7 protein-coding genes are annotated in these 15,610 nt (G+C 64.7%); 3 read left to right on the top strand and 4 right to left on the bottom strand.

The window, feature by feature from the left end; all coding sequences use genetic code 11:
• Positions 1–120: 120 nt before the first annotated feature.
• From recC to recD, 3 genes are read left to right on the top strand one after another with little or no spacing between them, the layout of a single operon-like run.
• Complete coding sequence (recC, locus tag EAH75_RS06790) at positions 121–3,615, top strand: exodeoxyribonuclease V subunit gamma (protein WP_241668904.1); 3,495 nt, start codon at positions 121–123, stop codon at positions 3,613–3,615.
• Positions 3,612–7,289, top strand: coding sequence for an exodeoxyribonuclease V subunit beta (gene recB / locus EAH75_RS06795; protein ID WP_140804886.1), 3,678 nt, complete (start codon positions 3,612–3,614; stop codon positions 7,287–7,289). The genes recC and recB overlap by 4 nt, the downstream gene beginning before the upstream one ends.
• The gene (recD, locus tag EAH75_RS06800; RefSeq protein ID WP_140804888.1) at positions 7,279–9,312 is read left to right on the top strand and encodes an exodeoxyribonuclease V subunit alpha; all 2,034 of its coding nucleotides are present in this window, start codon (positions 7,279–7,281) and stop codon (positions 9,310–9,312) included. Before recB ends, recD begins: the two co-directional genes overlap by 11 nt.
• Before the next feature lie 110 nt (positions 9,313–9,422).
• Here the strand turns inward: recD and EAH75_RS06805 are convergent, their stop codons facing one another.
• From EAH75_RS06805 to EAH75_RS06820, 4 genes are read right to left on the bottom strand one after another with little or no spacing between them, the layout of a single operon-like run.
• Complete coding sequence (locus EAH75_RS06805; protein ID WP_241668919.1) at positions 9,423–10,004, bottom strand: GspH/FimT family pseudopilin; 582 nt, start codon at positions 10,002–10,004, stop codon at positions 9,423–9,425.
• A gap of 5 nt (positions 10,005–10,009) precedes the next feature.
• Positions 10,010–10,414, bottom strand: a complete 405-nt coding sequence (locus tag EAH75_RS06810) for a type IV pilin protein (protein WP_140804892.1) — start codon at positions 10,412–10,414, stop codon at positions 10,010–10,012.
• A 22-nt stretch (positions 10,415–10,436) separates the two neighbouring features.
• The gene (locus EAH75_RS06815) at positions 10,437–14,927 is read right to left on the bottom strand and encodes a PilC/PilY family type IV pilus protein (RefSeq protein WP_140650201.1); all 4,491 of its coding nucleotides are present in this window, start codon (positions 14,925–14,927) and stop codon (positions 10,437–10,439) included.
• 17 nt (positions 14,928–14,944) lie between these two features.
• Positions 14,945–15,577 (bottom strand): pilus assembly PilX family protein, encoded by a 633-nt coding sequence (locus EAH75_RS06820; protein WP_161596189.1) that lies wholly within the window; start codon positions 15,575–15,577, stop codon positions 14,945–14,947.
• Between the last annotated feature and the right edge of the window lie 33 nt (positions 15,578–15,610).

A 15,610-nucleotide genomic window follows, 5' to 3' on the forward strand; every position in this document is an offset into this window, starting at 1 on the left:
TTCCGGATCTTTCCGGCCCGGCGGCGCAGACGCTGAGACGGCCGCCGGCCACATTGGCGGCGACAATCTGCACACACTCGGAGACAATCCCCGCATGAGCGACGACGAGCACCGCCAGCTGTGACCCCGCCCCTTTCGCCTCACCGCACTGTCCTGATCGAACCGGGCCTGATGGTGCTGCACGGCAACCGGCTGGAGGATCTGCGCGACCTGCTCACGGCGTGGCTGGCGCGCGCGCCGTTGCGGCCGCTGGAAAACGAGCTGATGCTGGTGCAGAGCAACGGCATTGCGCAGTGGCTGAAGCTGGCGCTGGCACGCGCACCCGCCAGCGGCGGGCTTGGCATCAGCGCAGCAATCGACGTGCAACTGCCAGGTCGGTTCCTGTGGGCGGCGTATCGCGCGGTGCTGGGCCGCGACGCGGTACCGGCGACCTCGCCGTTCGACAAGTCGCGACTCGTCTGGCGACTGCTGCGGCTGATCCCGCAACACCTGCAGGAGGATGACTTCACCCCGCTGCGCGATTTCCTCGGCGACGATCCGGACTGGCAGAAGCGTCATCAGCTGGCTGCCCGCGTCGCCGACCTGTTCGACCAGTACCAGGTCTATCGCGCCGACTGGCTGGACGACTGGGAGCACGGTCGCGACGAACTGCACGATGCACTGCGTGCCCGCCGCACTCCGCTGGCCACCGATCAGCGCTGGCAACCGCGACTGTGGCGCCTGCTGCTGGAGGATGTCGGCCTGGCGCAGCACCATGGTCACCGCGCCGCCGTGCACCAGGCATTCGTCGAACGCGTGCAGTCGCTCGATGTGCGACCCGCGGCGCTGCCGCGGCGCATCGTGGTGTTCGGCCTGTCCTCGCTGCCGCAGCAGACACTGGAGGCACTCACCGCGCTGGCGCGTTTCTGCCAGGTGTTGCTGGTGGTGGCCAACCCGTGCCGGCACTACTGGGCCGACATCATCGAGGAACGCGAACTGCTCAAGGCCAGCCAGCGCCGGCAGCCCGACAAGCCAGGCCTGCCCGCCCAGCCGCGTTACGAAGACTTGCATCTGCACGCCCATCCGCTGCTCGCCGCCTGGGGCAAGCAGGGCCGCGACTACATCCGCCTGCTCGATGCCTGCGACCAGCCGGATCGCTATCGCCAGCAATTCGCCGCCATCGATCGCGGCATCGACCTGTTCCAGGACGTGGATGGCGATGGCCTGCTGCAGCAAGTGCAGCAGGCCATTCTCGATCTTGAACCGCTGCCGGCCGATGCTGCGCAGCGCAGGCCGTGGCACGAGGGCGATGCCTCGCTGCGCTTCCACATCGCGCACAGCCCGCAGCGCGAAGTGGAGGTGCTGCACGACCAGCTGCTGGCGATGTTCGAGCGCGCCGCGCGCGACGGCAAGCCGCTGGTGCCGCGCGACGTGATGGTGATGGTGCCGGATATCCAGACCTACGCACCGCACGTGCAGGCGGTGTTCGGGCGGCTGCCTGCCAGCGACCCGCGTCATCTGCCCTGCAGCGTGGCCGATCAATCCGCGCGCGGCAGCGAGCCATTGATCGTGGCGCTGGAGCATCTGCTGGCGCTGCCCGAATCGCGCTTCACCGTGAGCGAAATACTGGATCTGCTCGACGTGCCTGCGCTGCGCGCGCGCTTCGGTTTCGACGAATCGGGCCTGCCCACGCTGCGACGCTGGATCGAGGACACCGGCATCCGCTGGGGGCTGGATGGCGAACAGAAGCGCAGCCTGCAACTGCCGGCGCTGGAGCAGAACAGCTGGCGTTTCGGCCTGCGCCGCATGTTGCTCGGCTATGCCGTCGGTGACGGCGAGTCGCTGGACGGCATCGCGCCGTACGCCGAAGTCGGTGGCCTCGACGCCGTTCTGCTCGGCCCGTTGAGCCTGCTGCTGGACCGGCTGGAACACTGCTGGCAAGAGTTCCGCACGCCAGCCACACCGACCGGGTGGAGCACGCGCCTGCACGCCCTGCTGACCGATTTCTTCGACCGCAGCGACGACCAGGACGCGCTGCGGCTGGGCCGCCTCGACGATGCGCTGGACGAATGGCAACAGGCCTGTACCGAGGCCGGCTTTGCCGATGCCATCCCGCTCACCATCGTGCGCGAGCACTGGCTGCAGGCGATCGACGAGAGCCGGCTGTCGCAGCGATTCATGGGCGGCGCGGTAAGTTTCGGCACGCTGATGCCGATGCGCGCCATTCCCTTTCGCGTGGTCTGCCTGCTCGGCATGGACGACGGCGCTTACCCGCGACAGCAGACGCCGGTCGACTTCGATCTGATGGCGCAACCCGGGCACAGCCGTCCCGGCGATCGCTCGCGGCGCGAGGACGATCGCTATCTCTTTCTGGAAGCCCTGCTGTCCGCCCGCGATGCGCTGCACGTGAGCTGGGTCGGCCGCAGTGCGCGCGACAACAGCGTGTTGCCGCCATCGGTGCTGGTCGGCCAGCTGCGCGATTACCTGGCCGCCGGCTGGCATCGGGAGGGCGACACGCTGGATGACGGCCAGTCGGGCACACGTCTGCTCGGCGCGCTCACCACCGAGTACCCGCTGCAACCGTTCAGCCGGCGCTATTTCAGCGCGGGCGACGAGCCGCATGTATTCACCTATGCACGCGAATGGCAGCAGGTTCATCGTGGCGCAACCGCCTCACCCGCGCCGGCCACACTCGCGCCATGGCAGCCCGATACCGCGCTGGGCATCGGCCAGCTGCAACGCTTCCTGAGCAAGCCGGTGGCGTATTTCTTCAACCAGCGGCTGAAGGTGTATTTCAGCCAGGCCGGCGACGACGCCATCGACGACGAGCCGTTTGCGCTCGACGGCCTGCAGCGTTACGGCGCCAGCCAGTCGGTGCTGCATGCCGCGATCGATCCGGCCGTGGTCGACGTCGATCGCAGCATCGCCGGCGCCACCCGGCGCCTGCACGACGAAGGCCGCTTGCCGCCGGCCGGTTTCGGCGCCCTGGTGCAGATGCAGATCACCGAGCAGATCAGCGCGCTCGCCGCGAGCTGGCATGAGGCCTGCCGACACTGGCCGCTGACCGACGCACAGCATGAGCTGCGTCATGCCGGCGCAGGCCTGCTGATCGAGGACTGGCTGACCGACCTGCGCCACGACGATGCCGGCCGCCATGGCCGGCTGGAACTGCTCAACGGCGCGCTGCTGACGAAGGACGGCGCGCTGCGCCATGAAAAGCTGATCCCGGCGTGGATCATCCACCTGCTGGCCAATGCCAATGGCCTGGCCATGCAGACCCGCGTGATCAGCGCGGATGCGCAGCCGGTGCTGCGTGCGCTGTCGCGCGAAGACGCCGCCGAGCGGCTCGATCGGCTGCTGGCGGCGTTGCAGGCGGGCATGCAGGCACCGTTGCCGATCGCACGCAAGACCGCCTATGCGTGGCTGCGCTCGGTCGAGCGCAACCCGGTTGCCGCCGCCACACTCAGCTACGAAGGCAACAGTTTCGTGCCGATACCGGGCGAGCGCGATGAGGATGCCTGCCTCGCCCGCGCGTGGCCCGATTTCAGCGCGTTGCACGCCGGCGGTTTCGAACACTGGCTGCCTCTGTATCAGGCACTGGCCGACGCCGTGCTGCCGACGGAGGTCGGCGCATGAGCCGCATCGCCCCACTCGATCCGCTGCAGCTGCCGCTGCACGGCATCCAGCTGATCGAGGCCAGCGCCGGCACCGGCAAGACCTGGACCATCGCCGCACTGTACCTGCGGCTGGTACTCGGTCACGGCGAACACGCCGCTGCGCTGCTGCCGCCCCAGATCCTGGTGGTCACCTTCACCAAGGCCGCCACCGCCGAGCTGCGCGAACGCATCCGCACGCGATTGAGCGAGGCCGCCGAGGCATTTCGCGGACGCGGCGCGGCAGACGATTTCCTCACTGCGCTGGTCGCCGAATATCCCGACGCCGATGCCCGCGCCCGCGCCGCGCGCCAGCTGGAGCTGGCTGCGCAATGGATGGACGAGGCCGCGGTGCACACCATCCACGGCTGGTGCCAGCGCATGCTCAGCCAGCATGCTTTCGACAGCGGCCACGCCTTCGTGCAGACCGCCACCAGCGACGAAAGCGAACTGCTCGCCGAAGCCGTGCGCGACTACTGGCGCCAGCAGTTCTTTGCGCTCGACAGTGCGGATGCCGCGCAGATCACCTCGCTGTGGAAAACCCCGCAGCACCTGCAGGCATCGCTACGCCCGCTGCTGCGTCAGCCTGCGGAAAACCTGCGTCTGGACGGCCATCCGCTGCCCGTTGTCGCCGATCTCGCTGCTGCGATGCAGGCGCAGCTGTCGCCGCTGCGGCAAGCGCAGCAACAGGCGCGTGCGCTGTGGCTGGCCGATGCCGAGGCGATCGAAGCGCTGTTGGATAAAACGATGCAGGCTGGCGCCTTCAAGGCCAACATGATGAAGCCGGAAAACTTCGCCGGCGACCTGCTCGCGATGCGCGGCTGGGCCACCGGTGCCGAGGTGGATACGGCTGTGCTGGCGCGCTACGCGCAGGCCAAGCTCGTCAGCGCCACCAAGTCAAAATTCAGCCCACCCGAACACGCCGCGTTTGCCGCCATCGGTGAGCTGCCTGCACCTGCCGCGCTGCTTGGCGACCTGCGCGCGCTGATTCTCGCCCACGCCGTGCCGCGGGTCAGCGCACGCCTGGAAGCCACCAAGCAACGCCTCGCCCAGCTCGGCTTCGACGATATGCTCAAGCGGCTCGACACCGCGCTGCACGGCAACAGCGGCGAACGGCTGGTGCAAACCATCGCCACCCAGTATCCGGTCGCGCTGATCGACGAGTTCCAGGACACCGACCCGCTGCAGTGGCGCATCTTCCAGCGCATCTACGGCCGCCAGGCCGACACCGGCCTGCTGCTGATCGGCGACCCCAAGCAGGCGATCTACGGCTTTCGCGGTGCGGACATCCATACCTATCTGCAGGCGCGCAGCAGCGCTGCCAAGCCGACCTGGACGCTGGCTACCAACTACCGATCAACCGGCTCGATGGTGAAGGCGGTCAATCGCGTATTCGACTTTGCCGAGCGGCATCCGCAAGGCGCGTTCCTGTTCGGCAAGGGCGAACAGGGGCTGCCGTTCCTGCCGGTCACCGCACAGGGCCGCAAGGAGCAGTTGCTGCTGCACGGCCAGCCCATGCCTGCCCTGCAATTGGCGGTGCCCCCCCATGCCGAACTGATGAGCAAGGGCGCCTATCAGAAACTGATGGCCGAACACGCCGCGGCCACGCTGGTGCTATGGCTCGATGCAGCCCTGCGAGGGCACTGCGGCTTCGCCACCGAGGATGGGATATTCACTCCACTGGTCGCCGGTGACATCGCGATCCTGGTCCGCAAGGGGGCCGAAGCAGCGGACATGCGCCGCGCATTGCAGGCGCGCGGGCTGGCCAGCGTGTACCTGTCCGATCGCGACTCGGTGTATGCCTCGGCCGAGGCGCGCGACCTGCTGCTGTGGCTGCACGCCTGCGCCGAGCCCGGCTCCGATCGCGCCATGCGCGCCGCGCTGGCCAGCCCTACCCTGGGCCAGAGCTATGCCGAACTCGATCGGCTCAACCTCGACGAGCGGCACTGGGAGCGCAGCAGCGAGCGCTTTCGGCAGTTGCACGACAGCTGGCTGCGACATGGCGTGCTGGCCATGCTGCACGACCTGCTGCACTTGTTCGATTTGCCGGCGCAACTGCTGGCGCGCAGCGATGGCGAGCGTGCGTTGACCAACCTGCTGCACCTGGCCGAACTGCTGCAGCAGGCCGCCGCCACGCTGGACGGCGAACACGCGCTGATCCGCCATCTCGCCACCCAGATCGCCCAGGCCGATGATGCCCAGGCCGACACCGCCGACGAGCAGATCGTGCGGCTGGAAAGCGAGGCGGCACTGATCAAGGTGGTCACCATCCACAAGTCGAAAGGCCTGGAATACCCACTGGTGCTGCTGCCGTTCGCATGCAGCCTGCGCGAGGTGAAGTCCAGCGACAGTTTTGTCTGGCACGATCGCGATGACCGCCCTGCACTGGATCTGCAACCCTCCGCGTTCGCGCTGGAGCAGGCCGAACGGGAGCGCCTGCAGGAGGATCTGCGCCTGTTGTACGTGGCGCTGACCCGCGCCCGCCACGCCTGCTGGCTGGGCATTGCCAACCTCAAGGACGGTCAACGGAAATCTTCCGGCCTGCACAAGTCCGCGTTCGGCTACGTGCTCGCCGGCGGCGAACCGATCGACGAGGATGCGCTACGCACGCGACTGGAAGAGCTTCGAAATGGACATCCAGACATCCATATCGATACCTTGCCTGCTGTCGTGGATACGTCACGCCATCAGCCCGCCAGCCAGCTCGCGCCGAACCAGTCCGCTCGCGAGTACCGCGGCCAGCCAGTCGAGCCATGGTGGATCGCCAGCTACAGTGCCCTCAAAGTTGCCGAAACCGAACACGCACCGCGGCAAACCGCGCCGGAAACCGCACAGCAGGATGTGCTGGCTGAGGTGAGCGCCGAACGGGTCGAGCCACGCATGCCGATCAAGCCGGATGCCACGCCCAGCATCCACACCTTCCCGCGTGGTGCCGAACCCGGCACCTTCCTGCATGGCCTGCTGGAGTGGGCTGCCGATGAAGGCTTCGCCAGCACTGCCGGCGCGCCATCCACGCTGAGGGAACTGATCGCCCATCGTTGCCAGCGTCACGGCTGGCAGGCCTGGAGCGAAGCGCTGACGACATGGCTGCCGGCTTTCCTTGGCGCGGCGCTGCCGCTGCCCGATGGAGGCGCGCTTTCGCTGGCCGCACTGACCGATACCGAAGCCGTCCGCGCCGAGCTGGAATTCTGGTTCGAGGCCCATCGGGTCGACACCCGCGCGCTGGATCACCTGGTCACCAGCCACACATTGAACGGGGCACCGCGCCCACCGCTGTTGCCCGACCGCCTCAACGGCATGCTCAAGGGATTCATCGATCTCGTGCTCGAACACGACGGCCGCTATTACATCGTCGACTACAAATCCAACTGGCTCGGCAGCGACAACGCGGCCTATACCGTGGAAGCCATGTGCGACTCGGTGCTGCACAGCCGCTACGACCTGCAATACGCGATCTACACGCTGGCGCTGCACCGACAACTGCATGCGCGCCTGCCCGGCTATGACTATGCGCGGCACATCGGTGGCGTGCTTTACCTGTACCTGCGCGGCGTCGACGATGCCGGACATGGCGTGCATCGCGAGCACCTGCCGTTCGCGCTTATCGAAGCGATGGATCAGCTGTTCAGCCACGGAGGGTTGCACGATGCCGCATGAGCGCATGTTCGACCTGGACATCGAGCAGCATCGGCTGCGCCCGCTGGATGCTGCACTGGCACACTTCATGGCCGAACGCGACAGCAATGCTTCGCCGTCGCTGCTGTGGTTGACCGCACTGCTCAGTCGCCAGCTGGCCGACGGCCATCTGTGCCTCGATCTTGATGCGCTCGCCGAACAGGCCGATGAACAGGATTGGCCATCGAGCTGGCGCAACCGGTTGCGCAGTCTCGACGATCAGCGAGTCGCACTGATGAATTCGCCATTAGTCGCCGACGGTCGCGACGGCCGCCCCGCCACCGCGCCACTGGTGCTGGATGGCTCGCGGCTGTACCTGCGCCGTTACTGGGATCACGAATGCCTGGTGGCAACGGCGATCCGCGAACGGCTGAGCCGATCACAGGAGGTGCCCGCTCAACTCCCTGACGAATTGGCGCGATTGTTCCCCGGCACCGGCGGGAGCGACTTCAGTCGCGATGCTTTCGCTGCCAACCGACCGGAGAGCATCGCGACTGAAGCCGCTCCCACATATTCGGCGCCCAACTGGCCAAAGATTGCCTGCGCACTGGCGGCACGCGGTGCATTCACCGTCATCACCGGCGGTCCCGGCACCGGCAAGACCACGACGGTGGTGCGTCTGCTTGGCCTGCTGCAGACCCTGCATCTGCGCGAACACACGCGGCCGCTGCGCATCCGTCTTGCCGCACCTACCGGCAAGGCCGCCGCCCGATTGAACGCCTCCATCGCCGCGCAACTGGCCCAGCTGGACGTGGACGACATCGTGCGTGCCGCGATACCCGCCGAGGTCGACACTCTGCATCGCCTGCTCGGTGCGCGACCGGATACGCGCCGCTTCCACCACGACCGCGCCAATCCACTGCATCTGGATGTGCTGGTCATCGACGAAGCATCGATGATCGATCTGGAAATGATGTCTGCCGTGCTCGCCGCATTGCCTGCGGCAGCGCGACTGATCCTGATCGGTGACAAGGATCAGCTTTCCTCAGTGGAGGCCGGCGCCGTGCTGGGCGACCTTTGCCGCCGCGCCGACGATGGCCATTACGACGACGCCACCGCTCACTGGTTGCGCGCGACCACCGGCGACGACATCCGCTCGTTCATGCGTGATGATGCACAGCCGCTGGATCAGCAGCTGGCCCTGTTGCGCCACAGCCACCGTTTCGGCGACGCCAGCGGCATCGGTCAACTCGCCCGCGCAGTAAACCGCGGGGACACTCGCGCGGTACGCGAGTTGCTCGGCGTGCCTTCAATCGATCTTGCATGGGCGTCGTCAGCCACTCACGCCCAGCTGGCCTGCATGGCCATCGATGGCAACCACGAACATTTCCTCGACCCTGGCAATGCTGCGGCACCTCGGGGCTATCGCCACTATCTGGAACTGCTCCAGTGCGATCGTCCTGCACCCGATGCGGATGCCAGCGCGCACGATCACTGGGCACGTGATGTGCTGCAGGCGTTCAACCGCTTCCAGTTGCTTTGCGCCTTGCGGCACGGCCCCTACGGTGTGGAAGGGCTCAACCAGCTGATCGCCGAAGCGCTGCACGCGCGGGGGCTGATCGAAACCAGCCTTGGCTGGTACGAGGGACGTCCGGTGATGGTCACCCGCAACGACTACGGTCTCGGCCTCGCCAACGGTGACGTCGGCATCTGCCTGCGCATGCCCGATGACAGCGGCAAGCCGCGCCTGTCGGTGGCATTCCTGGCCAGCACCGGCGCCGGCGCAACCACCCGCATCCGCCACGTGCTGCCCTCGCGCCTGGGCGAAGTCAGCACGGTATACGCGATGACCGTGCACAAATCGCAGGGCTCCGAGTTCGAACATACGGCCTTGGTGTTGCCCGCCGAGCCGAGCAACGTGCTGACCCGCGAATTGCTGTACACCGGAATTACCCGCGCGCGCCACTGGTTCAGCCTGCTTGGCAGTCCGGCCATCATTGACGGCGCAACCGAGCGGCGCACCCGCCGCTATTCAGGGCTGGCCGAACGGCTGGCACGCGATTGAGCGGAGTGAGCGAGTGAGGGCACTGGGCGCATTGCCTCTGGACAGATTGCCGTTGATCACTTCCCGGCAAGCCGAGCTTGCCGGGAAGCTGCGTCACTCATGCGCGGCGATTACGGCGTGCAGCTATCCCCATCTGCCAACGACTTGGTGGTCACGCTGCCGGAGCCATTCACGTCGAGCTGCGCCCCAGGAACCTTCGCGGTACTTTGCCCGGTACCGCTGCTGCCGTTGCGGTAGCAGGTCACGAAGGTCAGTGCCGGACTGCTGGGCCTGAGCTGCCCTTGCTGGCCGAACGTGATGACCGCGGCATTATTCGACTGCACGGATACGCCGGTACGCACTGTCGTGGCACGCAACAGGATCGACGAAGCCGCATAGGCCACATTGGCAGACGCCGCGCCCGTCGGGTAGGTATACACGATCCAGCCCGTGTCAAAGGCCGTGCCGCCGGCGCATGCTGCAGCACCGTTTGCGCTCGGACACATCGACACCAACTGACCGCGGTTGATCGCCTCGGCGCGGGCATATGACAGGCTTGCCAGCAGTTCGTTGCTGGCCGAACTGACCTGGCTTCGATGCATCAGATCACGAAAGCTTGGCACGGCGATCACCAGCAGGATCGCCGCCACGGCCAGCGTGATCATCAGCTCGAGCAGGCTGAAACCGCGTTGGTGGCTAGGCATAGGAGTCATCGCGTTCACCAGCAGCTGCCGTTGGTGGTGGTGCCGAAGGAAGCCTTCACGCCCGCATTGTTGATCGTGAGGCTCTGGCAATCGTCCTTGGCCTGCCCCCCGACCGGTGCTGCCGTTGCGGTGAACACCTGCGTGGTGCTGGCCGCGGCGGGATCCATGCTGACGCTGTAATAACCCTTCTCGGACAACGGATTGGTGTAGCCCAGCTCGGTCAATGCACCATAGTGATTATTGGTCGCGTAGAACCGCTCCTGCGCATTGGCAATGCGCAACAACCACTCCTGCCCGTCCACCCGATGTGCGCGAATCGCGTAACGGCTGTACGTGGGTATCGCGATAGCCGCGAGTATCGCAATGATCACCACCACGATCATCAGTTCGAGCAAGGTGAAACCGCGTACACGTGCCATAGCCTGTATCCCTCTGCCGGCATTACTGGTCATTGTTCAATTCCCGCCACGCGCGCCGACGCCAGATGGCATCGTCGATGTTCAGGTTGCCGCCACCTTGCAGTTGCAGGCCTGGAATCAGGAGTTTGCCGCCACCGATCACCGTGGCCACCGGTACCGAGCCACCGGTTGGCGGATTGTTGACCAGACCGCCGACCACGCTGACACCAGTGACCGCCGTACCCCATGTGGTGGGCGCCGGCGGACCGGAAAGGCCTCCACCCGAACCACCAGTTGCAGCATTCAATACCATCAGCGCGCCGGCGATGGTGGCAGTGCAGGGATCCTGGCTGCCCGGGATCAAGGTGGTGACGATCGCGCGGTTGGTGTCGAACAACGCACCGGCTGTCACCACCACCCGCTCGCCCGGTGAACTGGTGAGGTTCAGATCGATATACCAACCATTCTGGGTCACGGCGAGTGCGTTGTCAGTCAGGCCGCGCACCGTATTGACGCCATTGGCAGAGGTTGCCTGATACAACGTCTGCTGCTGCAGATCGGCGTGCACGGCCGTGATGGGTGTACCGCTGCTGCTATCGAGCTTGTCGCGGATACCGTAGATCGACTGTGTGGACGCGCTGTTGCTGGTGTTGTCGGCGGCGCCAATATATTTGCCGGTGCCGAACACCACGATGAAGCGGTTGGTCGCCGGATCGGGGAACAGTCGCGGCATCACGGTGATCGGCTGCGCTCCCTGGGTGACCGGTTGGTAGGCCAGCGTCACATGCGACTGCCAGTTGGCAGGATCGGCATCAGTGAGATCGAAGCGCCACAGATTGCCGTTGAGATCACCGGCGAATGCCACGTCATCCACCTGGTCGTTGTTGTAGTCACCCAGCACGACGGAGGACAAGCCGCCGCTGGTCACGCCAGTGATCGTGGTGAGGGTCTTCAGTTCCTTGATCATGGCGCCGGTCTCGGCGTCCAGGATGAACAGCGAACTGTAGCCGTTGGACGCAGCCGCCAGAGTGGTGCAATTAACGGGTTTGTCCGACTTGCTGCAATCGGGGAAATAGCCACCCGGCACCAGCACCACCCACTTGCCATTCTTGAGGCGCCCGATATTCGGTTGGCCGTAGGTATAGCCGAGGTTGGCCGGGTTGCCTTCCGTGCTGGGCTTGGTATCGGAACTGAACTCCCACAGCACCTTGCTGCTGGCGTTGGCCTCGGTGACCTGGCTCGGGTCGGTGATATCCAGCGCATACACACCGCGACCGCCTAAACGTAAACCGCCGACCAATATGGTGTGCCAGGCACCACCAAAAAACACGTCGCGCGTCACCGGGGTAGCGTCCACCGTCGGTGCGAACTTGAAATTGCTCTTCGCGGTCAGGTTGGCGAGGTTGGGATACACCGTGCGCGGCACGTATGCGAACACCTCCCTGCCCGCGTTGGCATCCGGTACCGCCTGTGGCGGCGTGGCCGTATTCATGACTTCCTTGGCGTTGAACGCATGCAGCATGCCGTCGTTGGCGCCCACATAAACGACCGGAAGACGGTCCAAATTGTCCTTGACGAAGCTTTCGTAGCTATGGCACGTGGTCGGCGTGGTCGTGGCACAGGTTGTCGAATCCCCCGCCATGGCCAATGCCTCGGGCGAACCAGTCGGCCATGTGTTGCGATAGCCGCTGGACGGCGCACTTACAAACACCGCCTGCGAATTGATGATCGCGCCAAGCAGATTGGTGCGTGAACGATACGTACTGCCTTCCAGCCCGCGCACGCCGCGCAGATAATCCAGGCGGGCCTGGCCGTTATCGGTACCGCCAGCACAGGTCAGAGAACCGCTCAACAACGTCTGCGCGCTCAGATAGGCGCTGCCCGTGCTGGCGGTGAGATTGTCCAGATCGGTGCATGTCCTAAATGCTATGCCCGCATTGAAACTGCCGTCCGCCTTTTCCGTGGCGGTGAGAATCTGGCGCGACTTCACCCCCGTAAGCAGGGTCGGGTCGGTGATGGTCCGATCAGTAAGATCCGCAGCCGCATCCCACGCCGGCGTCAGCGACACCGAGCCGTCCGCGTTGGCGGTAAGCGCCTTGAAGACGCCACTCCAGTCACCTGAGCTATAGCCCGCCGAGAAACCCAATGCACCCTGCACCAGCACGCTGGTATTGAGTGCGCTGGTCGTGGCGGGCACGTTGCGGGCGGTGATGTTGGTGAGGATGTTGGTCAGCTGGTCGACCAGGTTCTGCGGGTTCGCCGCATTGAAATAGTCGCCACGGCTGTTGATGGCTGCATGCCAGGTATCGTCGATGCCCGTCGGATCATTGTTCAGGGGTGCCGTCCAACCCGTCTTGCCCGTGGAGTTGGCCTGCCCCATGCGCAACTTGCACAGATCGTTGGTCGCATCCACACAATCCGCGTCGGCTGAATACGTGAGCTTGCCGGGCACTCCCAGAGTCACCATGTACTGCACGAGGTGCGGCCAGTTGGCAGGATCATTCTTCGGGTTGAAGTATTGCTCCAACGTCGGCGAGGTGGCGCTGGTAATCACGCCCGTCGTCGTGTCCGGCATATACGGCGGCACGATCCCCTTGGACGGGTAAAGATCCGGCCGCAGGTTCGTGGCCCAGTAATTGAATGCGATATCGGCCAACGAGGGCGTGTACTCGCTCGCGCCCTGCACGTCCCAGAACACCCGTGATTCGGCGGCGGTCACCGAATACGGCGTGCCATCGGGCAACTGGGTGATCGCCGTACTGGCCGGCTGGAGCCCGCTCACCGTGTAGTTCGAACTCTCGTTCCAGTAACCATCCGTCACCAGCATGTGGTAATTCTGCCGGCACACCAGCTCCAGGCCGTCGGCACCACTGACCTTGGGTGGATCCCAATACGGGTCGTGCAGGTCGCCGGAATTGGCACCGCCCGTGTTGCCGTTGCCGCGCTTGAAGAATTCACCGGCGCGGATGGTGGCTGCGCGATTCGGCGTGTCGTTGCTGCCATAGACCTGGAATATCCAGTTGAAGAACGCGCTGCGATAGCAAGGCGGCGGCGTGGTCACCGTGCCCGTCTGCTGCTGGGTCGTCAGCGGGTTTGTCGCAGTGGCATCGCAGCCGTTGGCATCCAGCAAGCTCGTAATGATGGCGTTGCTTGGCAACAAATAATTGTCGTTCTTCAACACCTGCCATGCGACACGGATGCTGTTGCCGAAGCCGCCGGTATCGGTCGCAGCGCCGAGCGAACCGAACACCCGCGACAACGCTGTCCGCGTCATCAGGTTGCGTGTGCGGTAGTACGCATACCAATTGGCGAAGTTTTGCCACTGGTTCACCGACTGGCCATTGATGGTGACCGTAGTGTTGGGGACGGACACGGCTTCCCAGTTGCCGGTGGTGTACAAATTGCCCAAGCCGGCGGCGTCAGGGTTGCCGTAGGCATCAACTGTGATGGTTGGCGCCGTCGATTTGTAACGGTAGTAATAAGGGCCACCGTTAGGGTAGACCGCACCGTCCGGGCCCGCCGTCAGGCCATCCATGGGTGAGCTGCCGTAACCGCATTTCCAGCGATTGTCGTTGCTTAAAGTGGGCGTGCCCGACGTGTTCGTAACGGTGACCGTCCAGGTGATGTACTGACTGGTAGCACTAGTCTTGTCACCAGTGACCGTCGTGTAGCTGCTCGAAGAGCTGTTCCTGGTTTGCAGGTTGGCACCGTAATAGACAGTACTGATTCCACTACCCGTACTACCGTCGAAGCTTTTGACGTAATAGACATTGGTCTTGGGGTTACCGCTTCCGGTGGTCCCTGATGAGTGCGTATTGCAGGAACCCGAGTCGGCATTCGATGGGCATGATGTGCCGAACGTGGCGTACAAGGTCTTCGTCGAGGGATAGGTAATCTTGACCGTGCCGGTAAGATTGGTCAGACCGGTGGGATCTTGCGATCCATTTGGGTTGTTGCGATAGCTAGACGTGGTGTCGATCGGCACCGGGAGATACGGCCGATTGATGCCGATGCTGTCCAGCGGGACTTTCGACATGTCGAAGGTCCCGGTACTTTCTGTTCCTGCTTGCGGAAAGCGGGTTCCATCCGCCTTCACCGGTGGCGTATAAACGACATTCGGGTTGTAGTACACGCCATTCATAGCGCGGGAAAGAATGTCGGAGGCGCTGGTGACGCGGGGATCGATCAGACCGGCGCAACGCCATGGCCCACTCCAGCTGCCACCATCGAACGGCCGGTTATCGCCCATGTAGTTGCTTGCCATCGACCCGGAGTTGTCGAAGGTCACCACGATGTTCGGCGACACCGCCTGGGTCACGTTCGGCGGCGTCGGGCTGAGTTCCACGATGCCGGATGTGGCCACCGTGGCCGCGGATGCAGGCGCAGATGCAAAAGTGCTGCCGGCGGCAACCAGCGCCATGACCGACAGCGAGGTCTGCACCGGCACCGGTGCGGACAAGCCACCCGTCAGGGTAAGCAGGCCACCCATCACGGCTGACGGTATGCGCTTGGCAAGAAAATGAAGACTAAGCATGGCCTGGATACTCCGACTCAATTGCTTTTGGCGGCAAACGTGCTTTCGAGCACGCGCACAGTATTTTCGTTGGCACCGCTGGCGCGTGCCGTAATGCGGTAGATGTGGCGACTGGTGCTCCCCGCGCCGCCGTTGCTGGCTCCGGTGGCACCGGACTCATGCAGCGTTCCGCTGATTCCTGGCGGGAGTTCGACGCCCATATCCTCGATCACGTACAACGGATTCTTCGCCAACTTGCCGTTGCCCGTGGTGAAGTCGGTGGCACCAGCCACGCCCATGTAAGTCGTAGCCCCGGGCGTGACCCAGCCGGGCTTGGTGCGGAAGTTGACAACGTTGGTGATCGGGCTGGCCGGATCGAAGATGTAGCAATCGGTGAAGATGCCGCTGCCACAGTTGAGATGCGAGCCGACGTTGCTGGTGCTGGTCCACAATTTCCACTCGGCGCCGCGCAACGCCGTCTGGGCATTCATCTCGGCCTGCTGTGCGTTGTGCAGACCACCGGCCATACGCTCCTGCAGCAACGAGCGGCCGGACGCGCTGATCGCGAGGATGGTCAGCAACATCAGGAAAATCAACGCCACCACCAGCACCGCACCGCGCTGTGCGTGGACGGGTCGTTGGATGGAAGGCAACTTGTTCGACATCGACATGCTCGACTCCATGGACTCTCTCAACGGCTGCAA

Origin of the sequence: Rhodanobacter glycinis (assembly GCF_006438785.1) — a bacterium.
In the GTDB taxonomy this organism is placed as follows: Bacteria; Pseudomonadota; Gammaproteobacteria; order Xanthomonadales; family Rhodanobacteraceae; genus Rhodanobacter; species Rhodanobacter glycinis_A.

Bases quoted from the DNA above. Each gene is read 5' to 3' on its own strand.
- recD (WP_140804888.1), top strand. From the start codon at position 7,279: ATGCCGCATGAGCGCATGTTCGACCTGGACATCGAGCAGCATCGGCTG.
- EAH75_RS06810 (WP_140804892.1), bottom strand. From the start codon at position 10,414: ATGGCACGTGTACGCGGTTTCACCTTGCTCGAACTGATGATCGTGGTG.
- recB (WP_140804886.1), top strand. From the start codon at position 3,612: ATGAGCCGCATCGCCCCACTCGATCCGCTGCAGCTGCCGCTGCACGGC.
- EAH75_RS06820 (WP_161596189.1), bottom strand. From the start codon at position 15,577: ATGTCGATGTCGAACAAGTTGCCTTCCATCCAACGACCCGTCCACGCA.
- EAH75_RS06815 (WP_140650201.1), bottom strand. From the start codon at position 14,927: ATGCTTAGTCTTCATTTTCTTGCCAAGCGCATACCGTCAGCCGTGATG.
- EAH75_RS06805 (WP_241668919.1), bottom strand. From the start codon at position 10,004: ATGACTCCTATGCCTAGCCACCAACGCGGTTTCAGCCTGCTCGAGCTG.